Here is a 21,898-nt window from a genome sequence, read left to right as displayed (position 1 = left end):
TAGGAGGCTCGCACATGTCTATCTCAACCATTTCACGCGGCGCGACGCTGTGCCTGCTGCTCTTTACGGCGCCAATAGCGCTCGCCTCCGACGTCGACGTGAAGCACTTCATCGAGCAGGCAGCCACGGTCAGCGCCACCACCACCGAGGCGGCCACGCTGGCGCTGCGCACCAGCAACTCGGCGGACATCAAGGACTTCGCCCAGCGCATCATCGACGACCACCCGCGCGGCAATGCCGACCTGCAGGCCTTCGCCCGCGAGCGGAAGCTGGAGCTGCCCGCCGACCAGGAACTGCAGCAGCGCGCCAGTGCCGAGCTAAAGCCACTTCGCGGCAAGGACTTCGACACCCGCTTCGCCGAGCTGCAGGTGCGCAGCTTCGAACAGGGCCTGGCGCTGTTCGAGCAGGCCGCCGAACGGGGTGATGACGAGCTGCAGGCCTTCGCCCGCGCCAAGTTGCCGGTGCTCAAGCACCAGCTGCAGAACGCGCGCATGCTGACCCGCGCGCATCCGGCCTCCTGAGGCTTTGGCGGGCAGCGCCCTGCCCGCCTGGCGTCAGCGCGCCTTGTCGAACTGCTCGCGCAAGCGCTTGTTCTCGCGGTGCAGCTCGCGCAGCTGGAAGGCATCACGCACTTGGTTGCGCAGGTCTTCGGCCTCCCAGGGGCTGGTGACGAAGCGATAGATCACTCCTTCGTTGAGCGCCTTGAGGATGCTGGCGACCGCGTTGGCATTGCCCAGCAGCATGCGCACCGCGTCCGGGTAGATGGTCCTGATCTTGCGCAGGAAATCCACGCCGCTCATGTCCGCCAGTTCCAGGTCGGCCAGCACCACGTCTACCGGATGGGTGGCCATCAGGCTCAGCGCCTCGCTGCCGTCTGCGGCATTGAGGATGGTGTAGCTCTCCAGGCGCAGGGTGCGGCGCAGCTCCTCCATCTCCTGCGCTCCCGAGTCGATCACCAGCAGGTAGCGCGCACTGCCGTCGATGATGTTGGTCGGCAGACTGAGCGGCGCATTGCCCTGGAGGAACTGCATGCACGCCAGCGGCGGTAGTGGCGGCGAGTAGAAATAGCCCTGCAGCTCGTCGCAGCCGGCGGCGCGCAGGAAGCTCATCTGCTCGGCCTGCTCCACGCCCTCGGCGATCACCCGGATACCGAGGTTGTGGCCGATGGAGATCATCGAGCGCGCCAGCGAGGCGCTGTCCGGCTCGGTGAGGATGTCGGTGATGAAGCTGCGGTCGATCTTCAGCTGGCGGAACGGGAAGCGCTTGAGGTAGCCCAGCGAGGAATAGCCGGTACCGAAGTCGTCGATCGAGAAGCGCACGCCCACGTCGCACAGACGCTGCATCTTCTTCTGCACTTCGCCGGCATCGCTGGCGAGGATGGTCTCGGTCAGCTCGACCTTGATCCAGCGCGGCGGAATGGCCTGGGCCTTGAGCACGCCGAGGATGCGTTCGATGAAGTCGTCCTCGGCGAAGCTGATCGCTGAGAAGTTCACCGCCACGCTGAGGTCCTGGCCGAAGAACTCGCGCCAGATCACCAGCTGCCGACAGACCACCTCGAACACGTAGAAGTCGATGGAGGCGATCCAGCCGGTCTCCTCGGCCAGCGGGATGAACTCGGCCGGCGAGACGATGCTGCCGTCGCGGCTCCAGCGCACCAGTGCCTCGAAGCCGCACAGGCGGCCGCTCTGCAGGTCCAGCTGCGGCTGGTAGAAGACGATGAACTCCTGGTTCTGCAGGGCATGGCGGATCTGCCGCTCCAGGGCCAGGCGCGTCTGCACCTGCTCGTTCATCTCCGGCATGAAGGCGCAGATACGGTTACGCCCCTGGTGCTTGGCCTGGTACATGGCCGTGTCGGCATTGCGCAGCAGGGTTTCCACGTCGCGGCCATCGGCGGGATAGCAACAGAAGCCGATGCTGCAACTGACCAGAATCTCCTGGTCGTCGAGTATCACCGGCGTGGCGATGCGGTTCTTCAGCCCCTCCAGCCAGTTGATCTGCTCGCTGAGCTGCATGCCGTCGACCAGCACGATGACGAACTCGTCACCGCCCAGGCGGGCGATGGTGTCGATGTCACGGATGCCGCCACGCAGGCGTGCGGCGATCTCGACCAGCAGCCGGTCGCCGATGCCGTGCCCCAGGCTGTCGTTGACCACCTTGAAGTTGTCGATGTCCATGAAGGCGACGGTGAACGGGCTGTTGTCGCGCCCGGCAAAGGCGATGGCCTGGCCGATACGGTCATTGAGCAGGTTGCGGTTGGGCAGCCCGGTGAGGCTGTCGTGGTTGGCCTGGTGCTCCAGCTCCTCCTGGTAGCGCTTGCTCTCGGTGACGTCATGCAGGATGCCGACGAAATGGCTGAGCTTGCCGCGGTCGTTGACCACCGGCGCCACTCGCAGGTCGTTCCAGAACTCCGAGCCATCCTTGCGGAAGTTGCGCAGCAGCGCCGCGCCCTCCTCCTGCGCCGCCAGCGCACGGCGGATGTTGTCCAGCTCGGGCTGGTCGCGCTCCGCGCCCTGCAGGAAGCGGCAGTTGCGTCCCAGCACCTCCTGGACCGAGTAGCCGGTGATGCGTTCGAAGGCAGGGTTGGCGTAGACGATGGGGTGATCCGCCTGCTCGGCGTCGGTGATGATCACCGCGTTGACGCTGGCCTCCACGGCGCGCGTACGGGTGCGGATCTCCAGGTCCCGGCGGCGCTGCTCGGTGATGTCCTGGATCACCACGATCGCGCCCTGGATCACCTGGTTGGCATCGTGGAACGGCACCGCCGAGTTGAGGATGGTCTTGCGCTGGCCCTTGAAGGTCTCGATGTCGATCACTTCGTTGCGCGAGATGCGGCCCTGGCGGACCGCGCGCATCATCGACCAGTCATCCTCGGTGATGCGCTCGCCACTCTCTGCCCACCAGCCGCGGTAGCGGGCATAGCCCTCGACACCGCCCGGATGGGCGCCACCCCAGATCAGGCTGCTCTCCGGGTTACTCATGATCAGCCGGCCCTGCTGGTCGGTGACGAACACCCCGACCGGCAGGTTGTCGAGCACCTTGCGCAGCAGCTGCTCGCTGGTGGCCAGGGCTTCGGTGCGCTGTTCTACCAGCTGTTCCATGCTCTCGAACAGACGCACGCGACCCAGCGCCATGGCCAGCTGCCGGCCGATGGATGCCAGCGCGCTGAGCGACTCGGCCGACCAGGGCCGGGCGTCGCGCTGCACCACGTTGAGCATGCCGATGGTCTCACCGCTCAGCTGCAGCGGGATGCTGGCGTGGATGCCCTCGCCCGGCTTGGTGCTGAGTGCAGGGCAATTGCTGATGTTGCTCGGCTGGCTCAGCTTGTCCTCGTGCCAGGCATGCCGGCACGGGCAGTTGAGCGCGCAGCTGTCCAGGTCGGCGGTGGCGTAGCTCGGCCCGCGGGCACAGGCTCCGGCCACCTGGGCCGGCTCCTTGGGATCGCCGGAGGCATCCAGCAACAGCCAGGCACCCACCGCATCGGGGAATTCCAGGATGCGTCGCAGCGCCGCGTCGATCACATGCCGCTCGCTCTTGGCGTCGGTCAGGCCGCTGGTGAAATGGAACAGGCAGTTGAGCAGCGAGTTGGTGCGGGTCAGCTCGTCGTGCTTGTGCTGCAGCTCCTGGTTCAGCCGCACGCCCTGCTCGTAGGTGGAAATCAGCAGGTCGAGAATCTGCTGGCGGCCGGCGGTGATGAAGTGGCGCTCGCCCTCCAGCACCACCTCCACGCCCATCTGCACGCGCTCGTGGTTGCGCAGCTCGAGGTTGATCAGGAAATAGCGGATGCGCGACATCAGGTACTTCTCGTCAAAGGGTTTGACGATGAAGTTGTCGGCGCCCGAGGCCAGGCCATGCACGACGTCGCGGGCATCGGCCAGCGATGTCACCAGGATGATCGGGATCGCCTGGGTCTGCGCCGAGCTCTTGAGCTGGCGACACAGTTCGTAGCCATCCATTTCTGGCATGACGATGTCGCTGATGACGATGGTCGGCTTGCGCACCGCCACCATTTCCAGCGCCTCGCGGCCGTTGCGTGCGACGCGCACCTTGCAGCCGACAGATTCGAGCATGTACTGCAGCTCGGCAGCCTGGGTGGGGCTGTCTTCCACCACCAGGATTTCGGCATCCGCGTACATGTCATTCCCTCCCATTGCTTCCATTCACTACGACCATGTGGGCGGCTATTACGTTGAGCAATTCGGCAATACCTTCCGGAGGCAGCACCTGGCGTGCGGCCTGCAGTTCGATGGCGGCTCTGGGCATCGAATCGATCACCGCCGTGCCGGGGTCCTGCACCAGGGTCAGCGCGCCGGCGCGGTGCATCTCGGCGAGTCCCTGGGCGCCATCGCGGCCCATGCCGGACATCTGGATACCGATGGCATGCCGGCCAAAATGGCTGGCGACCGAGTGGAACAGGTGATTCGCCGCGGGGCGCACGTGCTCGACCGGCGGGCCGTCGTCGAGCAGCACACCACGGTTAGCGGCGAAACCGAGATGGTGGTGATCCGGTGCCAGGTAGAGCACATCCGGCAGCAGCTGCTGGCCGTTCTCGGCAATGCACACGCGCATCGGCGTGAGGCTGGCCAGCCAGTCGCGAAAACTGGGCAGGAATCCCGGCGCTATGTGCTGCACCAGTACCATCGGCCAGGGCTGCGGCGCCAGGCGCTGCAACAGGGCCTTGATCGCCAGCGGCCCGCCAGCCGAGGCGGCGATGGCCACCAGCCGCGGCTCCTGCGCGGCAGTCTGGGCCACCAGGGGCGGAATGCCCGAAGCGGTGCTGGCCTCGCTGCGCCGCTGACGCCGGCTGATCTTCACCTGGGCCATGTTGCGCAGGGTGCGCAGCAGCTCCTCGATGCGGTCGGCGAAGTCATCAGCAGTCGGTGCGCTGGGTTTCTCCAACACCGCCAGGGCACCGGCTTCTAGGGCACGCATGGCGGTGGCAGAAGCGCGGTGGTCGATGCTGGCGGAGAGGATCACCACCGGCAGCGCGTAGCTTTCCAAGATGCGTTCGGTGGTCTCGTAGCCATCCATACCCGGCATGTGCACGTCCATGGTGACGATATCCGGGGTGAAGCCGGCCAGCAGCTGCAGTGCCTCGTCGCCGCTGCACGCCTCGCGCACCTCGAAGCCCTCGCCCTCGAGTACCGCGCGCAGCAGCATGCGCGTCACCGGTGAATCGTCCACTACCAATACACGCATCTATATCCCCTTAGAGCAGCCGGCGAATGGCTTCGAGCAGGCTGTCCTGCTCGAAGCCACCCTTAGCCAGGTAGGCGTTGGCCCCTGCTTCCAGGCCGCGGGCGCGGTCCTCGGCGGAATGCAGGGCGGTTACCAGCACTACCGGCAACTCGGCCAACTCACGGTCGGCGCGGATGCGGCTGGTCAGGGTGAAGCCATCCAGACGCGGCATTTCCACGTCGGACACCAGAAGATCGAACTGTCCCTGCTTCAGGGCATTCCAGGCTTCCAGCCCGTCGTTGGCGGTGGTGACGCGGTAACCCGCCGCCTCGAGAATGGCCTTGAGCAGGCCACGCGAGGTGAAAGAATCCTCGGCAATCAGCAAGCGTTTGAGTGTTTCGCTGTGCTGCGCGCGTGGTCGCTGGCTGAGGCTGGAGGCCTCGCTGGCCAGCGCGCTGCGGTACAGATCGGCGGGATGCAGAATGGGCACCAGCTGGCCATCACCGAGCAACGTGGCGCCCATCAGGTTGCGCACCCGCAGCAGCTGCTTGCCCAGGCTCTTGACGATGATTTCCTGGTCGCCGAGCAGTTCCTCCACCAGCAACACGAAGCGCTCGCCACGCACCCGCAGTAGCAGCAGCGTCAGGTCGCCACCGCTCAACGCCGGCTGCGCCAGGCCGAGCACGTCGCCCAATGGCCAGAGCGGCAGCACCTGGCCTTCGAAGGCCAGGGTCGGGCGATTTTCCAGGGTCCGAATGGCACCCGGTGCCACTCGCAGGCAACGCTCTACCGCAAGCGCCGGCACGGCGAACACGCGCTCGGCATTGCGCACTATCACCGCGCGGAAGGTCGACAGGCTGAGCGGCAGGTGCAGGTGGAAACAGGTACCGGCAGCGGGCCTGGTTTCGGTCTCGATACGCCCGCCGATACGCTCCACCGTGTCCTGAATGATCGCCATACCCAGGCCGCGCCCGGAGATGTCGGTCAGCATCGGGCTGGTGGACAGCCCGGAGACGAAGATCAGCGCCAGCGCTTCGCGCTCGCCCAGGGCATCGGCCTGCTCTGCCGTGAGCCGTCCGGCGTTCACCGCCTTGGCCTTGAGGCGACGCACATCGATGCCCTGGCCGTCATCGCCGACTCGCAGTTCGAAACGGTCGGCGGACTCCTGCACCAGCTCCACCACCAGCTTGCCCACCGCACTCTTGCCCTGCAGGGCGCGCTGCTCGGGCGTCTCCAGACCATGGTCGATGGCGTTGCGCAGCAGGTGGGTGAGCACTATCCGCAGCTCGTCGAGAATGCGCTTGTCGACCTGCAAGCTGGCACCCCGCACTTCCAGCTCGACGCGCTTGCCGGCCTGGCTGGCGAGATCCTGGACCATCGCCGGCACGCCCTCGAACAGGCTGCTGCCCGAGAGCAACAAGGCTTCCTGCATCTCGGCGGTGAGCGACTCGGAGAGCTGGGTCAGGCCCTGGGCCAGCTGGCCGCCTGCCTTGGCCAGGCGGGTGGCACCGAAATGCAGGCGGTCGAACTGGGACAGGCTCCAGTCCAGGTAATCGAGCACGCTCTTCAAACCGTCGCGCGCGCCTTCAGGCATCTCGTCGAGCCCTTCGCGCAACTGGCGCAAAGCAGCGGAGCCGAACATGCGCTTGCTGCGCTGCGGCTCGAAGGCTGCCGCGTGCTCCTGCAGCACACGGACATGGGCCTGGGCCTCCAGCTTATGTTGCAGCAGTACTTCGCTGTGGAACAGCAACGCATCCAGGCGCTGGGTCGAGACCCGCACCGTAGCCGGGTCCTGCGGGCCTTCGGGGCTGGCGACCGTGACCGCCGGCAACTCCACCGCCTGCCCCTGGGCGCTGTCGTTGAGGCTGTCGATCAGCTGCGTCAGATCATGCTCATCCACCGGCTGCTCGGCATGCAGACGCTGCACCACCTTGAGCGTCAGCCGGCACAGCTCCACGCGCTCGGGGCTCAGTTCCAGATCGCCATGGCGCACGCTGCTGAGCAGGCTCTCCCAGGCATGGCACAGCTGCTCGATCTGGTTCACCCCGGCGGCGCGCGAGGCGCCCTTGATGCTGTGTACCTCGCGGAACAGCGACTCGATGTCGTCCTGGCTGGCACCACCCTCGCGCCAGTTGGCCAGCGCATCGGCCAGCGTGGCCAGGCGCTCCGCGGCCTCGGCACGGAAGCTGGCCAGCAGGCGTTGCCGCAGCGCGTCACGATCCATGGGCATGGCGGCCTCGGCTCGTCAGGCGACCGCAGCGCGAAGTCTGCGGTGGTCGCGGGTGGCTACTCGGCATCCTGCCCTCCATATCGCTTAATCGTCGTCACGAATCTGCAGATCGGGATCGGCCAGCAGGCGCGCACCATCCAGCACGGTCTTCTGGTCCGGGGTCACGCCCAGCAGGTAGCGCGCGCGGATGCCGGTAAGGTTGGCCAGCTCGCTCTGCAGGCTGTCACGGCGCAGCTGTTCGATGCCGCGAATGCGGTCCGCCAGCAGGCCGAACTCCATGTCCGGGCTGCGCAGCACCACCAGGTAGTTCTTGTCCGACAGCCCCTCGATCGGCAGTTCGAAGAACACCCGCAGGTCCAGCACCGAGACGATGTGCCCGCGCACCCCGACTATGCCCAGGACAAAGGGCGGCGTACCCGGCAAGGGAGTGAACTGTGGCAACGGCAACGCCGCCACCACATAGCGGCTCTCCACCGCATAGACCTCCTCGCCGAGGGTGAAGCACAGCACTTCGATCAGGCTGTCCGGGCGTTCCTCCTGCAAGCTGCGAGCCCACTCGCGGCTACGCGCCTGCAAGCGCTCCTCGCGTTGCTGGAGGTCCGGGGCGAAGCCCTCGTCGATGCGCTGCTCGAACTCGGCCAGGCGCTCGCGCAGTTGCTCCCAGCGCTGCTCGTCGTTCAGGAAGGTGGGCATGGCTCATCCCCCAGGAGTTGTTCGCATAACTTCCGCAGCTGGTCACGCCCCAGCCCTTCGGCGAACTGCAACGGCTCGTGCGCTTCGTCCTGCAGCAAACGGCAGCAGCGACGCAGCGACTTGTCCCCCGCCTGCCGACGCCCCGTTTCGCGCAGCAGCAAGCCCTGCTGGAAGTGCGCCATGGGGCACTCCGGCGCCAGGTACAGCAATTTGTGCAGCGCCTGCAGCGCCGCCGGCACGTCACCCTCATGGCGGGCCAGCATGGCCTGCAACCAATAGGCCTGTGGTTCCGCAGGATCCAGCGCCTGAGCGCGCTGCAGCCACTCCCTGGCCTCGGCGCTGCGCTGCTGCTCCGCCCAGCTGCGTGCCTGCAGCAGGCAGGCCTCGTAGCGCTGGTTCGGCGTCAGCCCCGACTGGGCCAGATAGGCCTGTAGCGCCGTGCGCACAAGTTCGTGACGCCCCTGCTCCAGCGCCGTCTCGGCATGCTGCCAGAGCTGTTCCCGCGATGGCTCGACAGGCACTGCGGGCGGTTCGATGACGGATTCGCGCTCCAGCTTCGCGCTCGTTGTCGGTTCGTAGGCAACAGCCGGCGGCATAGCAGGCAGCGGCCGCGGCCCTTGCCCGCCGGCAGCCAATGCATAGTTGCTGCCCGCCCAGAAGCCACTGAACCCGGCCTGGCTGGCCAGACCGGCCTCCACCGCACTGAGCAGCAGGATGCCCTCCGGGCTCAGGCAAGCTTGCAAGCCCCGCAGCGCCGCGCTGGCGTGCTCGGCAGAGAAGTACATCAGGACATTGCGACACAGGATCAGGTCGACGCCGATCAGGCTACTGCGCGGGTCAGGCAATGGCCCCGCGGTCAGGTTGTGCTGCAGGAAGCGGATGCGCCCACGCCACTGCGGGCGCACTCGCCAGGCATTGCCTTCGGCCTGGAAATAGCGGCTGCGAAAAGCCTCTTCGTTGCGGCGAAAAGCGTTCTGTCCATAACAACCCTGCTCGGCCCGAGCGAGGAAACTGCCATTGATGTCGCTGGCCAGCAGTTCCACGGTCCAGCGTTCGCGCTCACCACCCAGCAACTCGTCGAGCATGAACAGCAGGCTGTAGGCCTCTTCGCCGGTGCAGCAAGCCGCGCTCCAGACTCGCAGCCGGTACTGGCCGGCCTCGCGGCGGCGTTGCAGCAAGGGGCGCAGATGCTGGCGCGCCAGCCATTCGAAAGCCTCGGGATCGCGGCGGAAATAGGTCTCGCCCACGGTGAACGCGGGGATCAGGCGTTGAATCTGCGCATCATCCCAATCGCCGAAGGCCAGCTGCTCGAGCCAGAGCGAGGGTTCACCGTCCTGTTTCTCCGCCAACTGGCGCAGGCGCCGCAACAGGTCAGCCCGACGGTTGCCGGAAAAATCCAGGCCCAGGTGCCGATGCACCTTGTTCGCCAGCAGCTCCAGCTGCCGCGGCGAGCAGATCGGCTCAGCCTGGCGCATGGCCCGCTCCTCTGGCATGCAGCGCCTGCTGCAGTTCGAGCTCGTCGGCATCCGAGAGCACCTGCTCGATGTCCTGGATCAGCAGCAGGCCTTCCTCGGTGCGCAGCACACCGCGCACCAGTTCGCTGGGCACCTGTGGCTGGGCCGCAGGAATCAGGTCGCTCGGCTCGCAGTGGGTCGCCGTCTCCACCCGCTCCACCGGCACCAGCAACTCGCGGGCACGGCTGCGCAGCCAGAGAAATGGCTGCCACAGGCCGAGCGGCGTCGCCGGCCAGGCGAAGCGCCTTGCCAGGTCCACCACGGGAACGATCTGCCCGTGCACGTTGGCCAGGCCGATGACGGTTTGCGGGGCCCCGGGCAATGGCATGCACTGCAGGGCCGGGATCACCCGGATCACGCTGTCCAGAGGTACCGCCAGGTGCTGTCCTGCTAGCCGGAAGGGCAGCACAGATAATCTATCCATAGAGGCATCCAGTTGCCGCTAGCAATCATCTTTACCCTAGCCCAGCACTACGCCACGTCCAGCGAACCCGTCCTCGCAGTCAGGTAATCGGCCCTATTCGCTTTCAGCCCCGGCATGCCTCCATGGCGGAAGCCGGTACGCCGAAGAGCGCATCGAAGGCCCACTGGAATACGAAGGCATAGAAAAAGAAGAACACCAGCAGACCGATATCGGTAGCCAGAGCCTGCAGCCAGGAAATGTCCAGCCACCAGGCCATCAGCGGTACCAGCAGCACGACCAGGCCACCCTCGAAGCCCAGCGAGTGCAGCACGCGCCGGCCCAGGGTGCGGCTACGTCGCACCTGACGCGCCTCCCAGTATTCGAAGAGGGTGTTGAACAGCATGTTCCAGCTCAGTGCCACCAGCGACAGCAGCAGCGCCAGGGTGCTGGAGTAGGTCAGGCTCTCGTCGAAGCCCCAGGCGATCACCGGCGCGACGAACAGCGCAGCGACAAGCTCATAGAGCAGCGCCTGCACGACCTTTCTCTTCGCCCCTTGCATATCTCACCTCATCCGTTGCGGATTGCCTTAATGGCGCGAAATCTAAGCTTGAAGCCTGCTGCGGACAAATGACCTATAGTCCGCCGAGATGAATTCAACTCACCAGTTGTAGAGGCAGGCATGTTCGCTCGCATTCCCCTCACCGCCCTGCGCACCTTCGAGTCGGCGGCCCGTCTGGCCAGCTTCCGCGCTGCCGCGCTGGAGCTGAACGTCACCCCTACCGCCGTATCGCACCAGATCCGTGGCCTCGAGCAGTGGCTCGGCACCCTGCTGTTCGAGCGCCTGGGGCGCGGCGTGCGCCTGAGCGAAGCCGGCGAGAAACTGCAGCGCAGCCTGCATGGCGCCTTGCTGGAGATCGACCGCAGCCTCAACGCCCTGAAGCCGCCGAGTGGCGAGCAATGCGTCAGCCTCAACACCATGCCGGCCTTCGCCGCGCTGTGGCTGGTACCCCGCCTCGGCCGCTTCTATCGGCGCCATCCCGGCATCCGCGTGCGCATCGAGACCAGCAACGAACTGGTCGATCTGGAGCGCGATGCCAGCCTCGACCTGGTGATCCGCTGCGGCCTGGACGAATACCCGCAGTTCCACCAGCAGACGCTGATGGATGAGCACTTCGCCGCCTATGCCGCGCCGCAGCTGCTGGCAGACATGGCAACGCGCCGGCCGGAGCTGATCGGCGTAGGCTGGGATGCACCCTTGGCCGGCCTGCCGACCTGGCAAAGCTGGGCGGACTTGGCTGGCGAGGACTGGGTTGGCGCGGCGACCTGCCGCGACTATCCGGACGAGCACTACGCTCTGCAGGCCGCCATCGCCGGCCAGGGTCTGGTACTGGCCAGCTCGGTGCTGGTGTCGGACAACGTGGCCAGCGGCCTGCTGCAGCCCTATCGCACCGATATCAGCCTGCCCGGCGCGCCCTACCTGGCATTGTGCGTACCGGGACGCGAACGCCAGCCGGCGGTCAAGGCGCTGCTGGACTGGCTGGCCGAGGAAGTACAGCAGGAGCGTACGGCGACTGTCGATTGAGCCAGCCCTCATTCGACCAGCAGTAACCTCACCCACGGAGACGCGCAGCATGGCCCTGGAACTCTTCGCTCACCCCTTCTCGTCCTACTGCCAGAAGGTGCTGATCGCCCTCTACGAGAACGACACGCCGTTCGAGTACCGGCTGCTGGCGCCGGAGCAGCCACAGAACATGCAGCGCCTGACGGAGCTCTGGCCGCTGCGGCGCTTTCCGCTGCTGCTGGACGATGGCCAGCCGGTGCTGGAGTCGAGCGTCATCATCGAGCATCTGCAGCTGCGCCACCCCGGCCCGGTGCGCCTGATCCCCGCCGACCCGATCCAGGCCCTGGAAGTGCGCCTGATGGACCGGGTGTTCGACAACTACATCTCCACGCCCCAGCAGAAATGCGTGTTCGATGCCCTGCGCCAGGAGGGCGAGCGCGATGCCTACGGCGTGAGCGAGGCGCGGCGGATGCTGGACACCGCCTACGCCTGGCTGGAGCAACGCCTGCAGGGGCGCACCTGGGCTGCCGGCGACAGCTTCAGCCTGGCAGACTGTGCGGCCGGGCCCTTCCTGTTCTACGCCGACTGGACCCAGCCGATTGGCGAGGCCTTCCCTACCCTACGCGCCTATCGCCAGCGCCTGTTGCAGCGCCCCTCCTTCACCCGCGCCGTGGATGAGGCGCGGCCCTACCGGGCGTTCTTCCCGCTGGGCGCACCGGATCGGGACTGATCCACAGCTTGCACGGCCACGGGGTTCCTTTTGCCGGCGCTATGCCGCTAGCATCGGCAATCCGTATCCCCGCCGCTCAAGGAAGGTCCATGAAAAAGCTCGCGCTGTCCCTGCTCTGCCTGTTCGCCCCGCTCGCCCATGCCGATTCGGAGCTGACCGAAGCCAGTATCCGCAGCCTGTACGAGCAGGTAGCGGCCGACGCCTCGAAACGTGACATCGACGCCACCCTGGCGCACATGAGCGACGACGTGCGCATTCATATCAGCGCACCCACCGGCAGCATCGAGCTCGACGCCGGCAAATACCGCCAGCTGCTCCAGCAGGGCTGGGGCGGCCTGGACAGCTACCGCATGGAAGTGGCCATCGAGTCGATCGAGATCGCCGCGGACGGCCAGAGCGCCACGGTCAAGGACACCACCAAGGAAACCCTGAGCATGCAGGGCCACGAGATGAGCACCGGCATGCAGGAGACCGCCAGCCTGCGCCTGATCGACGGCGAACCGAAAATCGTGCGTATCGAGGCGACCATCCAGCCTTGACCCTGCCTGCGATCTGCTGCGCGTCGGTGTAACGGCAGCGAGATCGCAGACGGTTTCCGAGCTATTCCTCGACTGGCAGCCCCTGCCAGCCACCACCGAGGGCAGCGATCAGCTGCACGCTGGCGGTCAGGCGGCTGCCCTGCAGGGTCAGACGGGTGCGTTCGTTGGACAGCGCGGTGGTCTGTACCGTGACCACATCGGTGAACTCCACGGTACCGGCGCGGTACTGGTTGAGCATCAGCCGCAGCGATTCGCGCGCGGCGTCCAGCGCCTCCTGCTGCACCACCGCCTCGCGCTCCAGCACGGCCAGCTGCACCAGGTAATCCTCCACTTCGCGGAAGCTGCCCAGCACCGTCTGCCGGTAGTCAGCCACGGTCTGGTCGTAGCTGGCCTCGGCCTGTTCGACGCGGGAGCGGATCAGGCCGCCGTCGAACAGGTTGAGGGCGAAGGCCGGGCCGATGGACCAGAAGCGGTTGGGCGAGCTGATCCAGTTGTCCAGGCCGCCGCTGCGGTAGCCGCCGCTGGCGGACAGGCTCAGCTCCGGATAGTAGGCGGCCTCGGCCACGCCGATCTCGGCATTGGCGGCCATCACCCGGCGCTCGGCGGCCGCCACGTCGGGGCGCCGCTCCAGCAGGGTCGATGGCAGGCTGACCGGCACGCTGGGCAACGCCGGCACATCATCACGCACCGCCAGTTCGAACTCGGAAGGCGCCACGCCGACCAGCACGGCAATCGCATGCTCCAGCTGGGCACGCTGATATTCCAGATCCACCGCCTCGGCCTCGGTGCCCTTGAGCTGGGTCAGCGCCTGGGTCACGTCGGACTTCGGCACGATGCCGGCCTTGTACTGATTCTCGGCGATGCGGAAGGCCTGCTTGTAGGCCGCCACCGTCTCGTCGAGCAGACGCTTCTGCTGGTCCAGCACGCGCAGCTGCAGGTAGTTCTGTACCAGTTCGGACTGCTGGCTCAGGCGCACGCCGGCCAGGTCGGCACTGCTGGCATCGAGGCCGGCGTTCTCCGACTCCAGCTGGCGACGCAGCTTGCCCCACAGGTCCAGCTCCCAGCTCACACCGAGGCTGGCCTCGTAGCTCTTGGAAACCTGCGACTGGCCACCGCCACTGACGCTGATGCCGCCAGTGGTGCCGATGGTGCTGTCGCCGCCGCCCTGGCCGGCGCGGGTCACGCCGGTATTGAGGCCGACGGTCGGGAAGAAGCCGGCCCGCGCGCCACGCACCAGCGCCTGGGCCTGACGGTACTGGGCCGCAGCCGAGGCCAGGCTCTGGTTGTTGGCGTCCAGACGCTCGACCAGGGCGTCCAGCTCGGCATCGCCGTAGAGCTTCCACCAGTCGCCGCGCAGCGCGGTATCGGCCGGCGCAGCGGACTTCCAGCCGGCAGCCTGTTTGAACTCGGCTGACGGCGCGCTATCCGGGCGCAGGTAGTCCGGGCCGACGGCGCAGCCGGCCATGGCCAGGGCAGCGAACAGGAAGGAAATGCGGGGCAATGTGGACTTCATAGCGGAGTTTCCAGGGCGGCGTCAGTGCGCACGCCACGCCAGCGGTTGACCCGATGGCGCAGACGGTCGAGATACAGGTAGACCACCGGGGTGGTGTAGAGGGTAAGCAGCTGGCTGAGCACCAGGCCGCCGACGATCGCCAGGCCCAGCGGCTGGCGCATCTCGGCGCCCTCGGCTTGGCCCATCAGCAATGGCAGCGCGCCGAGCATCGCGGCCAGGGTGGTCATCATGATCGGCCGGAAGCGCAGCAGGCAGGCGCGGCGGATCGACTCCTGCGGGCTCAGGTGTTCCTTGCGCTCCAGCTCCAGGGCCAGGTCGATCATCAGGATGGCGTTCTTCTTCACCACGCCGATCAGCAGGAACAGGCCGAGCAGCGAAATCATGCTGAACTCGCCGCAGGTGAGCAGGATCGCCGCCAGCGCGCCGACGCCGGCCGAGGGCAGCGTGGAGAGAATGGTCAGCGGGTGGATGTAGCTCTCGTAGAGGATGCCGAGGACGATGTACACCACCAGCAGGGCGATCAGCAGCATCACCGGCTGGCCCTGGGCCTCCTTCTCGAACTGGCCGCCGGTACCGCCGAGCAGGCCCTGCACCTCGATGGGCATGTTGAGCTCAGCCACCGCCTTGCGGATCGCCGCGTTGGCCTGGTCCTGACTCACGTCTGGCGCCAGGCTGTAGCCGATGCTCTCGGCAGCGAACTGGCCCTGGTGGTTGACCCGATCCTCTTCCAGGCTGCGCTCCCAGCGGGCGAAGCCGGACAGCGGCACGCGCGCACCGTCGGCGGAGATCACCTGGATCTGGTCGAGCGCCTCCGGGTACTGGGCGTATTTCGGGTCGATCTCCATCACCACGCTGTACTGGTTGAGCGTCTCGTAGATGGTGGAAATCTGCCGCTGGCTGAAGGCGTTGTTCAGCACGCTGGTGATCATCGCCATGTCCACGCCCAGGCGCTGCGCCGTGGTGCGATCCACCACCAGGTTGATCTGCTGGGCGCCCTCGCCCTCGTTGGCGTCGATATCGGTCAGCTCCGGCAGCTTGGCCAGGGTGTCGCGCACCTTGGGCAGCCACTCCTTCAACTGGCCCATCTCGCTGGCCAGCAGTACGTACTCGTTCTCCGAGCTGCGGCCCTGGCGGCCACCGAACTGCAGATCCTGGTCGGCCATCAGCATCAGCCGCGCGCCAGGCACCTTGGGCAGGTTCTGGCGCAGGCGGTCCATCACCTCGCGCGAGGAAGCGTCGCGTTCGGCAATCGGCTTCAGGCGCACCACCAGGAAGGCGTTGTTGATGCCGCTCTCGCCGCCGATGAAGCCGGCCACGCTGTGGATCGCCGGGTCCGCCAGCAGGCCGTCGCGGAAGGCGTCCATCTTCGGCTGCATGACCTGGAACGACAGACCATCGTCGCCGCGCACGAAACCGATCAACTGGCCGGTGTCCTGCTCGGGGACCAGGCTCTTCGGCACCGTGGCGAACAGGTAGAAGTTGCCGAAGATGGTCAGCAGCAGGACGGTCAGGGTCAGCCGAGAATGCGCCAGAGCCCAGTCCAGGCTGCGCCCGTAGAAGGCCAGCACGCGCTCCTGCACCCGCGCACCGACCTGCTGCAGGCGGCTCGGTTCGCGCTCCTCTTCCTCGGCCTTGAGCCAGCGCGAGCAAAGCATCGGCGTGAGCGTCAGGGACACGGCCAGCGAGATGAGGATGGCCGCCGTCAGGGTCACGGCAAACTCGCCGAACAGGCTGCCGACGATGCCGCCCATGAACAGGATGGAGAGGAACACCGCCACCAGCGACAGGTTCATCGACAGCAGGGTGAAGCCCACCTCCTCCGCGCCCTTGAAGGCCGCGGCCATGGGCTTCTCGCCGGCCTCGATGTGCCGCGAGATGTTCTCCAGCACGACGATGGCGTCGTCCACCACCAGGCCGGTGCAGATGATCAACGCCATCAGCGACAGGTTGTTCAGCGAGAAGTCCAGCAGGTACATCACGGCAAAGGTGCCGACCAGCGACACCGGCACCGCCAGCGCCGGAATCAGCGAGGCGCGCCAGCGGCCGAGGAACAGGAACACCACCATGATCACCAGGCCGACCGCGATCAGCAGCGTGCGCTCGGCCTCGTGCAGGCTGGCGCGGATCACCGGCGAGCGATCCATGGCCACTTCCAGCTTGGCGCTGGCCGGCATTACCGCCTCCAGGGCTGGCAGGTCACGGCGGATGTCCTCGATGGTCTGGATGATGTTGGCGCCCGGCTGGCGGTTGACCACCAGCAGCACGGCCTTCTCGTCGTTGTAGAAACCGGAGTTGTAGCGGTTCTCCACCGAGTCGCGGACCTTGGCCACATCACTCAGGCGTACCGGGGCGTTGTTCTGGTAGCGGATGATCAGGTCCTGGTACTCGGCCGCCTTGTGCATCTGGTCGTTGGCCTGGATCTGCCAATGGCGGTCGGCATCGGACAGGTCGCCCTTGGGCCGGTCGCGGTTGGCCTCGGCGATGGCCGTGCGCACCTCGTCCAGGGCCACGCCGTACTGGTCGAGCAAGCGCGGTTCCAGCTCCACGCGCACGGCCGGCAGCGAACTGCCGCCGATCTCGATCTTGCCCACGCCCTGGACCTGCGACAGCTTCTGCGCGATCACCGTGGAAGCCAGGTCGTACAGCTGGCTCTTGTCCAGCTGCGGCGAGGTCAGCGACAGCACCATGATCGGTGCCTGCGACGGGTTGAATTTCTCGTAGGTCGGCATGGTGCGCATGCCGCTGGGCAGCAGGTTGCGCGAGGCGTTGATCGCCGCCTGCACCTCACGGGCGGCGGCGTCCACGTTCCGCCCGATCTCGAACAGGATGATGATCCGCGTGTTGCCCTGGGCGCTGCGGCTGGTCATCTCGCTGATGCCGGCGATGCTGCCCAGCGCCCGTTCCAGCGGCGTGGCGACGCTGGAGGCCATGGTCTGCGGGCTGGCGCCCGGCAGGTTGGCGCTGATGACGATGGCCGGGAAGTCCATGTTCGGCAGCGGCGCCACCGACAGCAGTCGGAAGCTGACCAGCCCGGCGAGGATGATCGCCAGGCTCAGCAGCAGGGTCGCTACCGGCCGGCGGATAAAGGGCGCGGAGAGGTTCATGGCGCCAGCGCCACTCCCGAGGCGCTACGGCCGAGCAGGCGCCGCGACATGCGGTCAAACGCCAGGTAGATCACCGGGGTAGTGAACAGCGTCAACACCTGGCTCAGCAGCAGGCCGCCGACCATCACCAGACCCAGCGGCTGACGCAGCTCGGCGCCGGAGCCCGAGGCCAGCATCAGCGGGATGGCGCCGAACAGCGCGGCCAGAGTGGTCATCAGGATCGGCCTAAAGCGCAGCAGCGCAGCCTGGTAGATGGCCTCGTGCGGCGCCATGCCCTGGTGCCGCTCGGCCTCCAGGGCAAAGTCGATCATCATGATCGCGTTCTTCTTGACGATACCGATCAGCAGGATGATGCCGATGATGGCGATCAGACCCAGGTCGTTGCCGGTCAGCAGCAGCGCCAGCAGCGCGCCGACCCCGGCCGACGGCAGCGTCGAGAGGATGGTGATCGGGTGGATATAGCTCTCGTAGAGCACGCCGAGCACGATGTACATGGTGACGATGGCCGCCAGGATCAGTAGCAGCGTGCTCGACAGCGAGGCGCGGAAGGCCTCGGAGGCGCCCTGGAACTGGGTCTGGATGCCGGCCGGCAGGCCGATCTCCTGCTCCACCCGCTCGATCACTTCGACCGCCTCGCCCAGCGACACGCCCTGAGCCAGGTTGAAGGACACGGTAACCGCCGGGAACTGGCCGATATGGTTGACCAGCAGGCTGGCCGGGCGCTCCTCGACCCGCGCCAGCGAGGCCAGCGGTACCTGGCCGCCACTGGCGGTGGCCACGTGGATGCGTTGCAGCGCCTGCGGGCCCAGCTCACCGGCGCCCGTGCTCTCCAGCACCACGCGGTACTGGCTGGCCTGGGTGAAGATGGTGGATATCTGCCGCTGGCCGAAGGCGTCGTATAGCGCGTCGTCGATGTTGCCGACGCTCACGCCCAGGCGCGAGGCGGCGTCGCGGTCGATGCTGAGGAACACCTGCAGACCCTGGTTCTGTAGGTCGCTGGCGATGTCGCGCAGTTCCGGCTGCTCGCTCAGGGCGGTGATCAGCCTGGGCGTCCACTCCTCCAGCAGCTTGCCGTCCGGCGACTCCAGGCTGAACTGGAACTGGGTCCGGCTGACCCGGTCCTCGATGGTCAGGTCCTGCACCGGCTGCAGGTACAGGGCGATGCCCGGCACCTTGGCCAGCTCGGGACGCAGGCGCTCGATCACTTCGCTGGCGGTGGCGTCACGCTCGCGGTGCGGTTTGAGGTTGATCAGCAGGCGGCCGCTGTTGAGGGTCGGGTTGTCGCCGTCGACGCCGATGTAGGACGACAGGCTCGATACGTCCGGGTCCTGCAGGATCACCGCAGCCAGGCGTTGCTGCCGTTCGCTCATGGCCTTGAAGGAGATCGACTGCGGCGCCTCGGAGATGCCCTGGATCACCCCGGTGTCCTGCACCGGGAAGAAGCCCTTGGGCACGGCCAGGTACAGCACCACGGTGAGCGCCAGGGTACCGATGGCCACCAGCAGGGTCAGGCCCTGGTGACGCAAGGTCCAGTTCAGGCCCACGGCGTAGCGTTCGATCAGGCCGTCGATAAAGGCGCCGGCGGACTTGTAGAAACGCCCCTGCTCCTCTTCCTTCTCGGCCTTGAGCAGGCGCGCGCACATCATCGGCGTCAGGGTCAGCGACACCACCAGGGAAATCAGGATGGCCACCGCCAGGGTGATGGCGAACTCGCGGAACAGCCGCCCCACTACGTCGGCCATGAACAGCAGCGGAATCAGCACGGCGATCAGCGAGAAGGTCAGCGAGATCAGGGTGAAACCGATCTGCCGGGCGCCCTTGAGCGCGGCATTGAACGGTGTCTCGCCCTCCTCCAGATGGCGGGCGATGTTCTCCAGCATGACGATGGCGTCGTCCACCACGAAACCGGTGGCGATGGTCAGCGCCATCAGCGTCAGGTTGTTGATCGAGAAGCCGGCCAGGTACATCACGCCGAAGGTGCCGATCAGCGACAGCGGCACGGCGATGGACGGGATGACGGTGGCGGAGACCTTGCGCAGGAACAGGAAGGTCACCAGCACCACCAGGCCGATGGCCAGGACCAGCTCGAACTGCACGTCCTTGACCGCCGCGCGGATGGTCTGGGTACGGTCGGTGAGCACCTGCACTTCCAGGCTGGCCGGCAGCGATGCGGTGATCTGCGGCAGCAGGCGCTGGATGCGGTCGACCACCTCGATGACGTTGGCACCCGGCTGGCGCTGGATGGTCAGTAGCACTGTCTCGTTGCGGTCGGCCCAGGCGGCCAGGCGATCGTTCTCCGCGCCATCCACCACCTTGGCCACGTCGCGCAGGCGCAGGGCCGCGCCGTTCTCGTACTTGAGGATCAGGTCCTGATATTCATCGGCGGACTTGAGCTGGTCGTTGGCATCCAGCTGCGAGACGCGGGTCGGGCCGTCGAAGTTGCCCTTGGGCTGGTTGACGTTCTGCGCAGCGATCAGCTCGCGCACATCGGCCAGGTTGAGGCCATGGCTGGCCAGGGCCTCGGGATCGACCTTGATGCGCACGGCCGGGCGCTGGCCGCCGGCCAGGCTGACCAGGCCGACGCCGCTGATCTGGGCGATCTTCTGCGCCATGCGCGTATCGATCAGGTCGTGCACCTGGGTCAGCGGCAGCGTGTTGGAGCGGATCGCCAGGGTCAGTACCGGGGTGTCGGCCGGGTTGACCTTGTTGTACACCGGCGGCGCCGGCAGGTCGTCGGGCAACAGGTTGGTGGCGGCGTTGATCGCTGCCTGCACTTCCTGCTCGGCCACGTCCAGGTTGACGTCCAGGGTGAAGCGCAGGGTGATCACCGAGGCGCCGCCCGAACTGGTCGAGGACATCTGCTTCAGGCCCGGCATCTGGCCGAACTGGCGTTCCAGCGGCGCGGTCACCGCGCTGGTCATCACCTGTGGGCTGGCACCCGGGTACAAGGTAAGCACGCGGATGGTCGGGTAATCCACCTCCGGCAGTGCGGATACCGGCAGCAGGCGGTAAGCGATCAGGCCGGTAAGGAAGATCGCCACCATCAGCAGCGTGGTGGCGACCGGCCGCAGGATGAACAGGCGTGAAACGTTCATGCGCCCTGCTTCTGTGCGGCCTTGCCTTGCGGCTGCGCCAGGGCGCCCGGCTCGTTGCCGATCACCTGCACCTGGCTGCCTTCCTTGAGCTTGTCGGTACCTTCCAGCACCAGGCGCTCGCCGACCTTGACGCCGGAATCGATCAGGCTGGTGGCGCCATCGCTGGCACCGACCTTGATGTCGCGCAGCTGCACCTTGTCATCGGCGCCGAGAACGAAGACGAAGGTGCCGCGGGCGCCGAACTGCACGGCGGCGGACGGGATCAGCGTAGCCTGCTGGCGCGTTTCCACGCGCAGGCGCACGTTGACGAACTGGTTGGGGAACAGCTGCTCGCCGGCATTGCTGAAGCGGCCCTTGAGTTTGACGGTGCCGGTGGCCACGTCGATCTGGTTGTCCAGGCTGTGCAGCTCGCCTTCGGCCAGCAGCACCTGCTCGCCACGGTCCCAGGCCTGTACCAGCAGCTTCTGGTTGTCGCGCACCTTGGCCAGTACCGGCGGCAAATCTTTCTCCGGCAGGGTGAAGTTGACGGCGATCGGCTCGACCTGGGTGATCACCACCAGCGGCGTGGTGTCACTGCTGCGCACCAGATTGCCGAGGTCGACCTGGCGCAGGCCGAGGCGGCCGGTGATGGGCGCGCGGATACGGGTGAAGTCGAGGTTGAGGCGAGCATCGGCGACCGCGGCCTGGTTGCTCTTCACCGTACCCTTGTACTGGCCGACCAGCGCCTGCTGGGTGTCCAGGGTCTGCTTGGCGATGCTGTCCTCGGCGTACAGGCCCTGGTAGCGCGCCAGGTCGATCTCGGCGTTCTTCAGCTGCGCCTGGTTCTGCGCCAGGGTGCCCTCGGCCTGTTGCAGCGCCACCTGATACGGGCGCGGGTCGATCTGCGCCAACAGGTCGCCGGCCTTGACCAGCTGACCTTCCTCGAAGAACACCTTGACCAGCTCGCCATCCACCCGCGAGCGCACGTTGACAGTGTTCAGCGCCGTGACGGTGCCCAGGGCCTTGAGCTCGATATGGAAGTCGCCGCTGCCCACCTCGGTCAACCGTACCGGCACCGGACCACCCCAGGGGCCGAAGTCGCCAGCGGGCTTCTGCTCAGGCGCCTTCGGCCACAGCCACCAGGCCACCAGGGCGATGAGCAGAACGGCAGAGGCGATCAGCCAGGTGCGGGAGGGTCTGGAAATACTGCGGGATTCGGGCATGGCGCGGGGTCACTGTCCTTGGGAGGGTGAACGATAAGTACTCCCAGCGGCCAGGCAAAGGGTCTTTACCGCCTTTTTACCTAGATAGACGTAACAGGAAGTTGGAAATTTAGAAAAAACAACGGCCTGCACATGGCAG

General features: G+C 66.7%; 15 protein-coding genes. 4 read left to right on the top strand and 11 right to left on the bottom strand.

What is annotated here, in order from left to right; translation table 11 throughout:
• Positions 1 to 14 precede the first annotated feature (14 nt).
• Positions 15 to 521: a DUF4142 domain-containing protein gene (locus PTT45_RS12220; protein ID WP_273813564.1), complete on the top strand. Its 507-nt coding sequence runs from the start codon at positions 15 to 17 to the stop codon at positions 519 to 521.
• 33 nt (positions 522 to 554) lie between these two features.
• Here PTT45_RS12220 and PTT45_RS12215 read toward each other — a convergent pair whose 3' ends face one another.
• From PTT45_RS12215 to PTT45_RS12185, 7 genes are all read right to left on the bottom strand, one after another.
• A complete protein-coding gene (locus PTT45_RS12215; RefSeq protein ID WP_273813563.1) occupies positions 555 to 4,133 on the bottom strand; it encodes an EAL domain-containing protein in 3,579 nt (1,192 codons plus the stop codon).
• Position 4,134: 1 nt separating this feature from the next.
• Complete coding sequence (locus PTT45_RS12210) at positions 4,135 to 5,196, bottom strand: chemotaxis protein CheB (protein ID WP_273813562.1); 1,062 nt, start codon at positions 5,194 to 5,196, stop codon at positions 4,135 to 4,137.
• Between the two features lie 10 nt (positions 5,197 to 5,206).
• The gene (locus PTT45_RS12205; RefSeq protein ID WP_273813561.1) at positions 5,207 to 7,405 is read right to left on the bottom strand and encodes a hybrid sensor histidine kinase/response regulator; all 2,199 of its coding nucleotides are present in this window, start codon (positions 7,403 to 7,405) and stop codon (positions 5,207 to 5,209) included.
• Between the two features lie 84 nt (positions 7,406 to 7,489).
• Positions 7,490 to 8,098 (bottom strand): chemotaxis protein CheW, encoded by a 609-nt coding sequence (locus PTT45_RS12200; protein ID WP_273813560.1) that lies wholly within the window; start codon positions 8,096 to 8,098, stop codon positions 7,490 to 7,492.
• Positions 8,083 to 9,573 (bottom strand): CheR family methyltransferase, encoded by a 1,491-nt coding sequence (locus PTT45_RS12195; RefSeq protein ID WP_273813559.1) that lies wholly within the window; start codon positions 9,571 to 9,573, stop codon positions 8,083 to 8,085. Before PTT45_RS12195 ends, PTT45_RS12200 begins: the two co-directional genes overlap by 16 nt.
• Positions 9,560 to 10,036, bottom strand: coding sequence for a chemotaxis protein CheW (locus tag PTT45_RS12190; protein WP_273813558.1), 477 nt, complete (start codon positions 10,034 to 10,036; stop codon positions 9,560 to 9,562). The genes PTT45_RS12195 and PTT45_RS12190 overlap by 14 nt, the downstream gene beginning before the upstream one ends.
• Before the next feature lie 103 nt (positions 10,037 to 10,139).
• A complete protein-coding gene (locus tag PTT45_RS12185) occupies positions 10,140 to 10,574 on the bottom strand; it encodes a PACE efflux transporter (protein ID WP_273813557.1) in 435 nt (144 codons plus the stop codon).
• 120 nt (positions 10,575 to 10,694) lie between these two features.
• Between PTT45_RS12185 and PTT45_RS12180 the strand changes: the two genes are divergently transcribed.
• The 3 genes from PTT45_RS12180 (at position 10,695) to PTT45_RS12170 (ending at position 12,845) form a co-directional block, all read left to right on the top strand.
• The gene (locus tag PTT45_RS12180) at positions 10,695 to 11,597 is read left to right on the top strand and encodes a LysR substrate-binding domain-containing protein (protein WP_273813556.1); all 903 of its coding nucleotides are present in this window, start codon (positions 10,695 to 10,697) and stop codon (positions 11,595 to 11,597) included.
• A 49-nt stretch (positions 11,598 to 11,646) separates the two neighbouring features.
• Positions 11,647 to 12,306: a glutathione S-transferase family protein gene (locus PTT45_RS12175; RefSeq protein ID WP_273813555.1), complete on the top strand. Its 660-nt coding sequence runs from the start codon at positions 11,647 to 11,649 to the stop codon at positions 12,304 to 12,306.
• 89 nt (positions 12,307 to 12,395) lie between these two features.
• Complete coding sequence (locus PTT45_RS12170; RefSeq protein WP_273813554.1) at positions 12,396 to 12,845, top strand: nuclear transport factor 2 family protein; 450 nt, start codon at positions 12,396 to 12,398, stop codon at positions 12,843 to 12,845.
• 61 nt (positions 12,846 to 12,906) lie between these two features.
• Here the strand turns inward: PTT45_RS12170 and PTT45_RS12165 are convergent, their stop codons facing one another.
• Genes PTT45_RS12165 through PTT45_RS12150 form a run of 4 tightly spaced genes read right to left on the bottom strand, consistent with a single transcriptional unit; the run spans position 12,907 to position 21,759 of the window.
• Positions 12,907 to 14,358, bottom strand: a complete 1,452-nt coding sequence (locus tag PTT45_RS12165; RefSeq protein WP_273813553.1) for an efflux transporter outer membrane subunit — start codon at positions 14,356 to 14,358, stop codon at positions 12,907 to 12,909.
• Entirely contained in the window at positions 14,355 to 17,462 is a 3,108-nt protein-coding gene (locus tag PTT45_RS12160; RefSeq protein WP_273813552.1) for an efflux RND transporter permease subunit, read from the bottom strand. The genes PTT45_RS12165 and PTT45_RS12160 overlap by 4 nt, the downstream gene beginning before the upstream one ends.
• Positions 17,459 to 20,557, bottom strand: a complete 3,099-nt coding sequence (locus tag PTT45_RS12155; protein ID WP_273813551.1) for an MdtB/MuxB family multidrug efflux RND transporter permease subunit — start codon at positions 20,555 to 20,557, stop codon at positions 17,459 to 17,461. The genes PTT45_RS12160 and PTT45_RS12155 overlap by 4 nt, the downstream gene beginning before the upstream one ends.
• Entirely contained in the window at positions 20,554 to 21,759 is a 1,206-nt protein-coding gene (locus PTT45_RS12150; protein ID WP_273813550.1) for an MdtA/MuxA family multidrug efflux RND transporter periplasmic adaptor subunit, read from the bottom strand. The genes PTT45_RS12155 and PTT45_RS12150 overlap by 4 nt, the downstream gene beginning before the upstream one ends.
• Positions 21,760 to 21,898 lie beyond the last annotated feature (139 nt).

The organism is Pseudomonas sp. Gutcm_11s (assembly GCF_028649395.1).
Taxonomy (GTDB): Bacteria; Pseudomonadota; Gammaproteobacteria; order Pseudomonadales; family Pseudomonadaceae; genus Aquipseudomonas.
Note: the sequence above shows the minus strand (reverse complement) of the source record. Positions and strands in the feature narration are given on the sequence as shown.